At 70.3% G+C, this 11,706-nt stretch carries 14 protein-coding genes; 10 read left to right on the top strand and 4 right to left on the bottom strand.

Annotated elements, in window-relative coordinates:
- Position 1: 1 nt before the first annotated feature.
- Positions 2 to 994 carry a non-homologous end joining protein Ku gene (ku, locus tag ACSFA2_RS22685; protein WP_435457584.1) on the bottom strand — a complete coding sequence of 331 codons (993 nt, stop codon included), beginning with the start codon at positions 992 to 994 and terminating at the stop codon, positions 2 to 4.
- 92 nt (positions 995 to 1,086) lie between these two features.
- Positions 1,087 to 2,043: a succinylglutamate desuccinylase/aspartoacylase family protein gene (locus tag ACSFA2_RS22680; protein WP_435457583.1), complete on the bottom strand. Its 957-nt coding sequence runs from the start codon at positions 2,041 to 2,043 to the stop codon at positions 1,087 to 1,089.
- Positions 2,044 to 2,130: 87 nt separating this feature from the next.
- On the opposite strand from ACSFA2_RS22680, the gene ACSFA2_RS22675 reads away from it, so the two are divergent.
- The gene (locus tag ACSFA2_RS22675) at positions 2,131 to 2,403 is read left to right on the top strand and encodes a hypothetical protein (protein WP_435457582.1); all 273 of its coding nucleotides are present in this window, start codon (positions 2,131 to 2,133) and stop codon (positions 2,401 to 2,403) included.
- Here the strand turns inward: ACSFA2_RS22675 and rpe are convergent.
- Complete coding sequence (gene rpe / locus ACSFA2_RS22670) at positions 2,393 to 3,094, bottom strand: ribulose-phosphate 3-epimerase (protein ID WP_435457581.1); 702 nt, start codon at positions 3,092 to 3,094, stop codon at positions 2,393 to 2,395. The two genes, ACSFA2_RS22675 and rpe, sit on opposite strands and share 11 nt — an antisense overlap.
- A 50-nt stretch (positions 3,095 to 3,144) precedes the next feature.
- On the opposite strand from rpe, the gene apaG reads away from it, so the two are divergent.
- The 9 genes from apaG (at position 3,145) to ACSFA2_RS22625 (ending at position 10,916) form a co-directional block, all read left to right on the top strand.
- The gene (apaG, locus tag ACSFA2_RS22665) at positions 3,145 to 3,540 is read left to right on the top strand and encodes a Co2+/Mg2+ efflux protein ApaG (protein WP_435457580.1); all 396 of its coding nucleotides are present in this window, start codon (positions 3,145 to 3,147) and stop codon (positions 3,538 to 3,540) included.
- A gap of 49 nt (positions 3,541 to 3,589) precedes the next feature.
- On the top strand, positions 3,590 to 5,557 hold the full coding sequence (locus ACSFA2_RS22660; RefSeq protein WP_435457579.1) for a site-specific recombinase: 1,968 nt from the start codon (positions 3,590 to 3,592) through the stop codon (positions 5,555 to 5,557).
- A complete protein-coding gene (locus ACSFA2_RS22655; RefSeq protein WP_435457578.1) occupies positions 5,554 to 6,828 on the top strand; it encodes a cation:proton antiporter in 1,275 nt (424 codons plus the stop codon). Before ACSFA2_RS22660 ends, ACSFA2_RS22655 begins: the two co-directional genes overlap by 4 nt.
- A gap of 38 nt (positions 6,829 to 6,866) precedes the next feature.
- Positions 6,867 to 7,991, top strand: a complete 1,125-nt coding sequence (locus ACSFA2_RS22650) for a YbdK family carboxylate-amine ligase (protein ID WP_435457683.1) — start codon at positions 6,867 to 6,869, stop codon at positions 7,989 to 7,991.
- Positions 7,992 to 7,996: 5 nt separating this feature from the next.
- The gene (gene thiL / locus ACSFA2_RS22645; RefSeq protein ID WP_435457577.1) at positions 7,997 to 8,971 is read left to right on the top strand and encodes a thiamine-phosphate kinase; all 975 of its coding nucleotides are present in this window, start codon (positions 7,997 to 7,999) and stop codon (positions 8,969 to 8,971) included.
- A 77-nt stretch (positions 8,972 to 9,048) separates the two neighbouring features.
- A complete protein-coding gene (locus ACSFA2_RS22640; RefSeq protein ID WP_435457682.1) occupies positions 9,049 to 9,543 on the top strand; it encodes a phosphatidylglycerophosphatase A family protein in 495 nt (164 codons plus the stop codon).
- A 37-nt stretch (positions 9,544 to 9,580) separates the two neighbouring features.
- Positions 9,581 to 10,078 carry a CinA family protein gene (locus tag ACSFA2_RS22635; protein WP_435457576.1) on the top strand — a complete coding sequence of 166 codons (498 nt, stop codon included), beginning with the start codon at positions 9,581 to 9,583 and terminating at the stop codon, positions 10,076 to 10,078.
- A 20-nt stretch (positions 10,079 to 10,098) separates the two neighbouring features.
- Positions 10,099 to 10,587, top strand: a complete 489-nt coding sequence (locus ACSFA2_RS22630; RefSeq protein ID WP_435457575.1) for a nuclear transport factor 2 family protein — start codon at positions 10,099 to 10,101, stop codon at positions 10,585 to 10,587.
- Positions 10,509 to 10,916, top strand: coding sequence for a GNAT family N-acetyltransferase (locus ACSFA2_RS22625; RefSeq protein WP_435457681.1), 408 nt, complete (start codon positions 10,509 to 10,511; stop codon positions 10,914 to 10,916). Before ACSFA2_RS22630 ends, ACSFA2_RS22625 begins: the two co-directional genes overlap by 79 nt.
- On the opposite strand, the gene ACSFA2_RS22620 is transcribed toward ACSFA2_RS22625, so the two are convergent.
- Positions 10,906 to 11,634 (bottom strand): ArsR/SmtB family transcription factor, encoded by a 729-nt coding sequence (locus ACSFA2_RS22620; RefSeq protein ID WP_435457574.1) that lies wholly within the window; start codon positions 11,632 to 11,634, stop codon positions 10,906 to 10,908. The two genes, ACSFA2_RS22625 and ACSFA2_RS22620, sit on opposite strands and share 11 nt — an antisense overlap.
- Positions 11,635 to 11,706: the final 72 nt, after the last annotated feature.

The raw sequence follows: 11,706 nt of genomic DNA, 5'->3' as shown, positions 1-11,706 counted from the left end.
CTCAGGCGGCGCGGCGTTTCGTGGCGGTCTTCGCCGGCGCCTTCGCGACCGGCTTGGAAGCAGCGGTCTTGCGCGCCGGTGCCTTGCCCGCCTTGGCGGCAGGCTTGGCCTTCGACCGCGCTGGCGCCTCGCCGTCGTCCTCTTCTGCATCGCCCTTCGACGCCGCCTTGCCGCCCTTGCGCAAGCTGCGCTGCAGCAATTCGGTCAGGTCGAGGATCTTGGCGCCGCTGCTGCCACCGCCCTCTTCCGACGGCTCGGGCTGGGTCACGGATTCGGTGTCGCCGGCCGCGACCTTCTGGTCGACCAGCCGCATGATCTCGTCCTTGAACGAATCCTTGAACTCGTCCGGGTCCCAGTCGGAACTCATGTCCTCGACCAGCTCGCCGGCCATCTTGAGTTCACGCTCCGACAGGCCCGCGGCCTTGGCGCTCTCGGCCGGCAGCGGCAGGTCTTTCCACGACCGGATGTCTGCACCCCAGCGCAGGAGGTTCAGCACCAGGCCCGGGCCGGAGGGCACGAGCACGGCGAGGTGCTGCTTGGTCTGGATCACCACACGGGCCACGCCCACGCGGCCGGTGCGCTGCAGCGTCTCGCGCAGCAACGCATAGACCTTGGCGCCGCGGTTGATCGGTGCCACGTAGTAGGGCCGCTCGAGGTAGACGAACGGAATGCTGTCGGCCGGCACGAAGGTCTCGATCTCGACGGTCTGCGTGGTCTTGGGGTAAGCCGCGGCGATCTCCGCGTCGGTCAGCACCACGTACTGGCCGTCCTCGTAGGCAACGCCCTTGACGATCTGCTCCTTCGCGATTTCCTTGCCGGTCTTCTTGTTGATGCGCTTGTAGCCCACCGGGTCCATCGTTCGCTTGTCGAGCCAGTCGAAGTCGATGCTGTGGTCGGTCGTGGCCGAATAGAGCGCGACCGGGATGTGCACCAGGCCGAAGCTGATGGCGCCCTTCCACAGGACGCGGGGGGCGGGTGAATGAGAAGCGGGCATGCTGGAGTCCTCCAGCCTCGCAACGTACGTCGCCCACCTGCGCAGCGATGTAGGAACGCCGCCTCGCCCGCCGTCGGCCCAGAAGCAGACGCCTAGAGCCGCCGATCGCTCTCCACCGCGAAGTAGAACCACTCCGCACCCGGCTGCGCCTCGGTGTTCGGGAAGATCACGAAGCCGTCGCGCTCGGCGTGCAGCACGCGGCCGTCGGCGCGCACCGCGATCGGCTCGCCCTTCGCCACCGCGTCGAAGGTGGCCCATTCGCGCACGAACTGATCGTCCTCATCGTCGCGGTCGGTCACGCTGACCAGGCGCAGCAGCGCGGGTTGCGGCGGTGCGACGGCTTCGCCCGACACCATGCCCAGCAACCGCAGCGCCGAATGGATGGCCGCGTGCGCCACGTCGGGCGCGGCCGGGTCGGCGTGCTGGCCGCACTCGAGCGTCACGCCGTAGCCGCCTCGGCTGCGCATGTACTCGTTGGTGCCCCAGCCGAAGGCCAGCGCCGCGTCGTCGGCCGGTGCGCCGCCCGCCCGCTGCGCCAGGCCGGCGGCGTAGATGTCGAGCCAGCCCTCGACCACGCGCGGCGTGCCGATGTGCAGCGCCAGCCGGCCCTCCTCGGTGGCGCGCGCAAAGGGCTCGAGCGTGCCGGTGTTGTCGCGCGGCCCGATCATCGCGAAGGCCTCGCCCGCGCTCTGGAAGGAATGCAGGTCGAGCAGCACCTCGTGGCGGTCGAGCAGCGGACACAGCAGATTGGTGATGCGGGCCTCGTAGTCGGCCGGCGCATCGCTCGGTCGGAACGAGCGGTTGAGGTTGCGCTCGCCCTCGCGCTGCATCAGGCGCCGCGCCAGCGGATTGGCCACTGGCACCAGCGTGAGCTGGCCGCGCAGCAGCATCAGCGCGCCGCTGTCGAGTTCGGCGACGGCACGTTCGATGCCGACGGTGCCGCAGGTCTCGTTGCCGTGCACCCCGCCCAGCACGATGAGCCGCGGGCCGGGCTCGGTGGACGCGAAACTGTGGATGCGCAGGGTGTCGTGAAGCGGTGTATCGGCCATCGCCGACGATCCTACAGCGGCCGGCCCGGCGGTCCTACCGTGCTTGTGCGCCCCGCATGCCACAAGAAGAAATTACAGGAGCAAGCCATGGCCACCCCCACACGAAACAAAGACAACCAGCCCCGCGACACCGATGCCGTGCGCCCCGACCAGGACGGCAAGACCAAGGTCGAGCAAGGCGGCGAATCCGCACCGCGGCTGCCGCACGAGCGCGACGAATCGTCGGACAGCCAGCAAAACCAGGACGGCGCGGCCACCGAACTCGGCAAGCGCGCCCACGACGACGTGGAACGCGGCGTGGTCGACACCAGCCGCGGCGAAGAAACCGACCGCGTCTACAACGACAAGGTCAAGCCTTGACGGTGACCGTGTCGAGGTTGGCGCGCATCGCGGAAACCACGCTGGCGTAGTCCTTGGCGTTGAAGATCGCGCTGCCCGCCACGAAGGTGTCGGCGCCGGCGGAGGCCACACGGGCGATGTTGTCGGCCTTGATGCCCCCGTCGACCTCCAGGCGGATGTCGCGGCCGCTCTGCTCGATGCGCTTGCGCGCCTGTTCGATCTTGCGCAGCGCCGAATCGATGAAGCTCTGGCCGCCGAAGCCGGGGTTCACGCTCATGATGAGGATCAGGTCGATGTCGTCGATCGCCCAGTCGAGCGCTTCGAGCCCCGCCCCGGGGTTGAACACCAGCCCCGGCTTGCAGCCCGCGGCACGGATCGCCTGGATGCTGCGATGCACGTGCGGCGACGCGTCAGGGTGAAAGCTGATGTAGTCGGCGCCGGCCTGCGCGAAGGCCGCCGCCAGCGCGTCGACCGGCTGGATCATCAGGTGCACGTCGATCGGCACCGGCGTGCCGTCGGCCCTCTTCGCGTGCGGCTTGAGGGCCTGGCAGACCATCGGGCCGAAAGTGAGGTTGGGCACGTAGTGGTTGTCCATGACGTCGAAATGGATCCAGTCGGCGCCGGCGGCGATCACGTCGGTGACCTCGGCGCCCAGGCGCGCGAAGTCGGCGGACAGGATGGAGGGCGCGATGCGGTAGGTGGGGCTGCTCATGGCGGCAATTGTCGCAGCGTGCCGCCGGGCGCAGCCGTTACCATCCCCGCATGTCCCAGCCCGCCATGCACATCGCCGTCGAGCCGCGATACCTCGCCGACCAGTCCTCCCCCGAGGACCACGTCTACACCTTTGCCTACACCATCACCGTGACCAACACGGGCGCGGTGCCGGCGCAATTGATCGCGCGGCACTGGCTGATCAACGACGTCTCGGGCCATGCGCAGGAGGTCAAGGGCCTGGGCGTGATCGGCCAGCAGCCCCTGCTGGCGCCGGGCGAATCCTTCCGCTACACCAGCGGCTGCCGCCTGCAGGCGGCCAGCGGGACCATGCACGGCAGCTATTTCTTCGTAAGCGAGGCGGGCGATCGCTTCGACGTGCCGGTCCCGATGTTCCTGCTGGAAGCCGACGCCCCGGGCGCCCCGGCTTCGCGCGTGCTGCATTGACGCGCGCGCTGTTGCACCACATCTCTCACGTCTCACACGCCCCCCACGGATGAGCGCCCCGCGCGATCTGTCGACCCTGCTCGCCCGGCTCGACCCGACGGCGGACGTGGCCACGCGCCACGTCTGGCTGATCGAGCTCTTCGACTGGCTGCGCGGCGACCGCAGCACGCCCAACGCCGCGGCGGCGCGCGTCGGCCTGCTGCTCGACGCCATCGACGCCCGCCCCGCCCTGCGCGCCCAGGCGCAGGCCTGGTGGGCGGCCTTCATCCGCGACGTCGACCTGACCACGTTGCTGGCCGACTACGGCTTCGCCCCGCGCACCGCCTTCCTGAGCGAGCTGACCGACCGCCTGCGCCGCAAGCTGCTGCCCGGCACGCCCGAGACGACCGATGCGTCGGAGCTGTTCCGCATGGTGCTGCCGGGCGACTTCGACGCGCGCTGGATCGCGCTGCTCGACGACGCCGCGCTGGCACGCATCGGCGCGGTGCTGGCCGACTCGCCGATCGACGATGCGCCCCGCTGGCGCCACACCGTGATGGACGCCGTGACCTACTGCAGCAGCCAGGTGGTCGCGGCCGGCTTCTCGCCCGAGCTGCGGCTGCGCATGAGCGACGCGGCGCGCGCGGCGCGCCCCTTCCACGCGCTCATGGCCGAGCTCGACGACCTGCGCGACGCGATGTTCCGCCAGTCCGTCGACGAAGCCGAGCTGCAGGCTGCCTTCATCGCCTTCCGCGACCGGCTCGACGCCTGCCGCGCCGGCGCCTCGTCGGTCTACACCCACCTCGAAGACCACGGCATCTCGGTGGGCCTGGTGTTCCGCGTGCGCCAGTTGCGCGAGCGCGTGCTGCGCATCCGCGAACTGCTCGACTGCCTGATGGCGCCCGCGCCGCACGCCAGCGTGGCGCGCCTGGTCGGGCGGCTGGTGGCGGCGGGCGGCGAGCGCAACAGCCTGCGCGCGCTGGTCGCGACCAACTCGTCGATGCTCGCGGCCAAGGTGACCGAGCGCAGCGCCGAAGCCGGCGAGCACTACATCACCCGCGACCGCGGCGCCTACCTGCAGATGGTGCGCAAGGCGGCTGGCGGCGGCGCGCTGACATCGATCACGGTGCTGCTCAAGTTCGGCATCCTGGCGCTGGGCCTGTCGGCCTTCTGGGCTGGCCTGGGCGCGGGGTTGATGTATGCGGCCAGCTTCGTCGCGATCCAGCTGCTGCACCTCACGCTCGCCACCAAGCAGCCGGCCATGACCGCACCGGCGATGGCCGCCAAGCTGCGCGACCTGAAGGCCGACGGCGCCATCGACGACTTCGTCGACGAGGTCACGCACCTGGTGCGCTCGCAGGTGGCGGCGGTGTTCGGCAACGTGGGCACGGTGGTGCCGGTGATGCTGGCCATCGGCGCCGGCACGCAGTGGGCGCTCGGCCGGCCGCTGATCGACGCGGCGCACGCACGGGAGGTGCTGCACGGCCTGTCCCTGGCTGGGCCAACCCTGCTCTATGCCGGCTTCACCGGCCTGTTATTGTTCGCGGCCAGCATCGTGGCGGGCTGGACGGAAAACGCCTTCGTCCTGCACCGCCTGGATTCCGCCATGCGTTACAACCCCCGCATCGGTGCCGTGCTCGGCACCGCACGGGCCCGCCGATGGGCCGACTTCATGCGCACACACATCTCCGGTTTCGCGTCGAACATTTCGCTGGGCCTGATGCTGGGCCTGGTGCCGGCGTTCGCGGCCTTCTTCGGGCTCGGGCTCGACGTGCGCCACGTGACGCTGTCGGCCGGCCAGATCGGCGCGGCCGCCGCCTCGCTCGGCCCGGCCGTGCTGCACGAGCCCGCGCTCTGGTGGGCCGTGGCCGCCGTGCCGGCCATCGGCGCGCTGAACGTCGGCGTGAGCTTCTACTTTGCCTTTCGCCTGGCGCTGCGCGCGCACAGCGTGAGCGGCCTCGACCGGGCCCGCATCCGCCGCGCCATCGGGGCGCGCGTGCGCAGCCGGCCGGCGAGCTTCTTCCTTCCTTCCCGATGACGTCCTTCATTCCCGCCGACCTCCTCGGCTTCTGGGCCGACTGGGTGCGCCCCTCCGCCGGGCTGCCCACCGTGCTGTGGTCGCTGCTGCTGGCGGCCGCGGCCGCGTCCGGCCACCTGGTGCAGCGCTACATGGGCATGCCCAAGGTGGTGGGCTATTCCATCGTCGGCACCGTCGTGGGCCTGGCCGGCTTCGAAGGCGCGCTGTGGCCGCTGCAGGGCATTCCGCTGTTCCTGCTGGAGCTCGGCGTCGCCATCGTGCTGTTCGAGGCCGGCGGCCGGCTGCCGCTGCGCTGGTTCCGCCACAACCCGATGGTGCTGCTGCAGAGCCTGCTCGAATCGGCACTGACCTACTTCGGCGTGTTCTGGACGCTGCACTGGCTGGGCGTGCCGAACCCGGTGGCCAACCCGGTCGCGCTGATGGCCATCGTCGCCTCGCCCGCGGTGCTCAGCCGCGTGGTGATGGACACGCGCGCCTCCGGCCCGGTGACCGAGCGCGCGCTGACGCTGGCCACGCTCAACACCTTCTACGCGCTCGCGCTCGGCTATGCGCAGGCCGGCCTGCTCGAGCGCGGCCCCGCCGGGCTCATGAACAAGCTTTACCCGGTGCTGGTGGTGCTGGGCGTGTCCTTCGTGGTGGGCGCGGTGCTGGCGCTGGCGCTGCGCTCGGCGCTGCGCGTGATGAGCCCGACCAGCGAGAACACCTCGATCCTGCTGCTGGCGCTGATCGGCGTCGGCGCGGCACTTGCCGCGCATTTCGGCGGGGCCGCGCCGCTGGCTGCACTCATCGGCGGCATCCTGCTCAAGCAGCTCAACCCCAAGCCCTGGGCCTGGCCGCGGCAGCTGGGCACCGCCGCCTCGCTGCTGACCATGCTGATGTTCGTGCTGGTGTCGATCGTCGCCGCGCAGGGCGACTGGAGCCTGCCGGTGGCGAGCCTGGTGCTGGCGGTGATCGGCGTGCGGCTGCTGGCCAAGATCGCCGGCGTCGCCATCGCCAACAAGGGCAGCGGCGCGAGCTGGAAGCAGGCCTTCTGGGTCGGCTGCGCGATGTCGCCGCTGTCGTCGATCGCACTGCTGATCGCGTCGAACTTCGCCACCGCCTCGCCGCTGCTCGGCGCGATGATCTCGCAGATCGCGCTGCCGGCCATCCTGGTGATGGAGGTGGTGGGCGCGGTGCTCGCCACCGTCGCCATCCATGCCTCCGGCGAAAGCCTCAAGCCCTGGCTGCCCGATGTGTTCCGCGGCACCGACGACCGGGAGACGCAACGATGAGCATCGCCAACCTGCCGAAGTCGCCGCGCGACCGCACGGTGAAGCTCGAGGCCTTCAACAAGTCCGAGGCGCTGTCGCTCGGCGTCGAGCTCGAGCTGCAGCTGGTCAACACGAACGACTACGACCTCGCGCCCTATGCCGAGGACATGCTGCGCCTGATGGCGCAGACCCCGCTGCCCGGCAGCGTGGTGCCCGAGATGACCTCGAGCATGATCGAGATCTCGACCGACATCTGCCATTCGGCGCAGGACGTGATCGACCAGCTCACGCCGATCCGCGACGCGCTGGTGAAGAACGCCGACAAGCTCAACATCGCGGTGGTCGGCGGCGGCACGCATGCCTTCCAGCAGTGGCACGAACGCCGCATCTACGACAAGCCGCGCTTTCGCGAGCTGTCGGAGCTGTACGGCTACCTCTCCAAGCAGTTCACCATCTTCGGCCAGCACGTGCACATCGGCTGCCCCGATGCCGATGCGGCGCTGCTGATGCTGCACCGCATGTCGCGCTACATCCCGCACTTCATCGCGCTGTCGGCCTCGTCGCCGTACGTGCAGGGGCAGGACACGCAGTTCGACTCGGCCCGGCTCAACTCGGTGTTCGCCTTCCCGCTGTCGGGCCGCGCACCCTTCACGCTGTCATGGCGCGAGTTCGAGGCCTACTTCGCCAAGATGACCCGCACCGGCGTCGTGCGCAGCATGAAGGACTTCTACTGGGACATCCGACCCAAGCCCGAGTTCGGCACCATCGAGATCCGTGTGTTCGACACACCACTCACCGTCGAGCGCGCCGCCGCGCTGGCCGGTTACGTGCAGTCGCTGGGGGCGTGGTTCCTGCAGGAGCAGCCCTTCACCCCCACCGAGGACGACTACCTGGTCTACACCTACAACCGCTTCCAGGCCTGCCGCTTCGGGCTGGACGCGGTGTACGTCGACCCGGCGACCGGCGAGCACATGCCGCTGCGCGAGCACATCCTGATGACGATGACGCAGCTCGAATGGCACAGCGAGGCGATCAACGCCACGTCGTCGATCGCGCAACTGCGTACCGACGTCGAGGCCAGCCGCAACGACGCGCGCTGGCTGCGCGAGAAGCAGGCCAAGGAAAACCTGCTGGCCGAGGTGGTGCGGCAGGCGGCGCTGCGGTTCCGGAACCCCACCAAGTGAGCGCGATGGGCGAATTCGATCTGATCGCGCGCTACTTCGCGCGGCCCGCCAAGCGCTCGCCCTTGGGCACCGGCGACGACTGCGCATTGCTGGCACCGGCACCGGGCATGCAGCTGGCCGTGTCGTCCGACATGCTGGTCGAAGGCCGGCATTTCCTCTCGACGGTCGACCCGGTCCGCCTCGGCCACAAGGCGCTGGCGGTCAACCTCAGCGACCTGGCCGCCTGCGGCGCGAAGCCGCTGGCCTTCACCCTCGCGCTGTCGCTGCCGGTGGTCGATGAAGGCTGGCTCGAAGGCTTCTCGCGCGGGATGTTCGCGCTGGCCGACGCGCACGACTGCGAGCTCGTCGGCGGCGACACCACACGCGGCCCGCTCAACATCTGCATCACCGTGTTCGGCGAAGTGCCGGCGGGTGCCGCCTTGCTGCGCTCGGGCGCGCGGGCGGGCGACGACCTGTGGGTCAGCGGCACGCTGGGCGACGCGCGGATGGCGCTCGAGGTCTTCCGCGGCACGCTGGGGCTGCCGGCCGCGTTGTTCGACATCGCGCGCCAGCGCATGGAAACACCAGCACCACGCACCGCGCTCGGCCAGGCGCTGCAAGGCATCGCGACCGCCGCGGTGGACGTGAGCGACGGCCTGGTCGGCGACCTGGGCCACATCCTGCGGGCCAGTGGCGTCGGCGCGCAGGTCGACGCCGATGCCGCGGTGGCGTGCATGCTGCTGCCGGCCCATCCGCTCGCCGCGACGGCGGGCTTGGCACCCGAGCTGCTGCGCCTGTGCGCGCTGTCGGGCGGTGACGATTACGAGCTGCTCTTCACCGCACCGGCCGATCGGCGCGACGCGGTGACCGCCGCCGCGCAACGGGCCGACACGCCGGTGGCGCGCATCGGACGCATCGAGGCCGAGCGCGGCCTGCGCATCGTCGATGCCGGTGGCGCACCGGTCGCGCAGCGATTCGGCGCCTTCGACCACTTCGCCTGAACTTTTGCCTGACCGAGAGCCTGCCCTTGTCTGCTTCTCCCATCCTCCCCACCGTGGCGCATCCCACGGTCCGCTTCATGCTCTCGCATCCGGCGCACCTGATCGCGCTGGGCTTCGGCTCCGGCCTGCCCCGCATGGCACCCGGCACCGTCGGCACGCTGTGGGCCTGGGCCGCCTTCGTGGTGATGCAGCTGTGGCTGTCGCCGGCCACCATCGGCTGGGTGATCCTCGCGTCGCTGCCGATCGGCTGGTGGGCCTGCACCGTGACCGCCCGCCACATGAACGTGGCCGACCCGGGCCACATCGTGTGGGACGAAGTCGTCGCCTTCTGGCTGATCCTCTGGCTGGTCACGCCCGCCGGGCTGTGGGCGCAGTTCGCCGCCTTCGTGCTGTTCCGCCTCTTCGACGCGGCCAAGCCCGGCCCCATCGCGTGGGCCGACGCCCTGTGCAAGCAGAAGGGCGCCGCGGCCGAGGACATGCGCTGGGCCATCGCCGGCTTCGGCATCCTGTTCGACGACCTGGTCGCGGCCTTCTGCACGCTGGTCGTCATCGCGCTGTGGCGCGCCTGGTGAGCCCGACCGGCGGTCGGTCGCGGCATACTCGCCGGCGATGAACGACGCCAACGATTCCCTCCCCGACCTGGTCGCGCGCGTGGCCGAGTTGCTCGCACAGCGCGGCACCATGCTCGTCACCGCCGAGAGCTGCACCGGCGGGCTGATCGCCGCCGCCTGCACCGAACGCGCCGGCTGCAGCGCCTGGTTCGAGCGCGGCTTCGTGAGCTATTCCAACGAGGCGAAGCACGAAGCGCTCGGCGTCGATGCCGCGCTGATCGCCGCGCATGGCGCCGTCAGCGAGCCGGTCGCGCGCGCGATGGCCGAGGGCGCCCTCACGCATTCGCGTGCCCAGGTGTCGCTCGCGGTCACCGGCATCGCCGGGCCGACCGGCGGCTCGCCCGACAAGCCGGTGGGCACCGTGTGGTTCGGCTGGTCGGTGGGCGGCGCCACGCGCACCGAACGCCGCCGCTTCGACGGCGACCGCGCGACGGTGCGCCAGGCCACCGTGGCCCACGCGCTGCAGACGCTGGCCACGCTGCTCGCCCCCCCCTGACCCTTTCGCAAGGACGAACCATGCACGCCAGCGAACAGACGATCCGCCGCTTCTACGACGCCTTCGCGCGCCTGGACGCCGACACCATGGCCGCCTGCTACGCGCCCGACGCGACCTTCCGCGACGAGGTGTTCGACCTGCGCGGCGCGCGCGAGGTCGGCGGCATGTGGAAGATGCTGTGCGCCGGCACGCAGGCCAAGGGCGCGCACGTGTGGCAGCTGAGCTACCGCGACGTGCAGGCCGATGCCGCCAGCGGCCAGGCGCACTGGGACGCGCATTACCTCTTCAGCGCCACCGGCCGCATCGTCGACAACGCGATCGACGCGCGCTTCACCTTCACGCCCGACGGCCTCATTGCCACGCACCGCGACCGTTTCGCCTTCTGGACCTGGGCGCGCCAGGCGCTCGGCGTGCCGGGTCTGCTGCTGGGCTGGTCGCCGAGCCTGCGGCGCAAGGTGCGCGGAACGGCCGCGTCGAACCTCAAGGCATTCCTCTCCCGCAACCCCTGAACCCACATCACGAGGCCGCCATGCCAGACATCCAGATCACGAACAACGCCGAGAAGCACCGCTACGAGGCCTTCATCGGTACCGAGCTCGCGGGCTACTGCGAATACAACCTGCTGACCGACGCCATCATGTTCACGCACACCGAAGTGCTCGAGGCGCACGAAGGCCAGGGCGTCGGCTCGACCCTCGCGAAGCACGTGCTCGACACCGCGCGCAGCGAAGGCAAGCACGTGATCCCGGTGTGCCAGTTCATCGCCGGCTACATCCGCAAGCACCGCGACTACGCGGACCTGGTGCGGCCGGACATCCAGCGGGCTTTCAAGATCTAGCGTCCGCGTCCGTCACACGACGCCACGCATCGAGCCCCAGGCGGTCCCTGAACATTTGGGCGCCTTCGGGCGAGATCGTCAACGCCCGGCTGCCCGCGGCCCGGGTCAGCCATCCCTTGTCCAGGCAGTGCGTGCAAAGCATCGCGCCGAGCCGGCCGGCCAGGTGCATCTTTCGCTCGCTCCAGTCCAGGCAGGGCCGGCAGTAGGGCCGGGCGCTGCGCGCTGGCGGCGGCGCGGGATCGAGCGCAAGTCCCCAGCGCTGGAGCACGTCACCCAATCGATCGGTGACGTGCCCACCTTCGCCGTCGAACTCGATCGCCTGCTCGATCAACAGTGACTCGGCCATGGCGAGCCCGAGCCGGCCGGCGACATGGTCGTAGCACATGCGGGCCCTGCGCATCGTGTCGTCGCGCGGCCCGACCGCAATGCGGCGTTGCACCGGCGCTTCGCCCGCGATCTGCATCATGCCTTCGAGCATCTTGGCCACCTCGGCGGATGCGAGCCGGTGGTAGCGGTGCCGCCCGCGCTGTTCGACACCCATGAGGCCCGCCTCCACCATTTGCGCCAGATGACGGCTGGCGGTCTGCGGCGACACGTGCCCGGCCCTGGCCAGCTCCGTGGCGGTCAGCAGGCGGCCGTCCATCAGCTGCAGCAGCATCGCTGCGCGCGCGGGTTCTCCGACCAGGGAAGCGATGCGGGCAATGTGGTTGGTGTTCATGGTGTGGCCTCGGGTCCAAGCGTACGGCAGACGGACACGGCAACACTTCGTTCCGCGGCGAAGTGTGCAGCG

Origin of the sequence: Variovorax cryoconiti (assembly GCF_051216395.1) — a bacterium.
Taxonomy (GTDB): Bacteria; Pseudomonadota; Gammaproteobacteria; order Burkholderiales; family Burkholderiaceae_C; genus Variovorax.
Note: the sequence above shows the minus strand (reverse complement) of the source record. Positions and strands in the feature narration are given on the sequence as shown.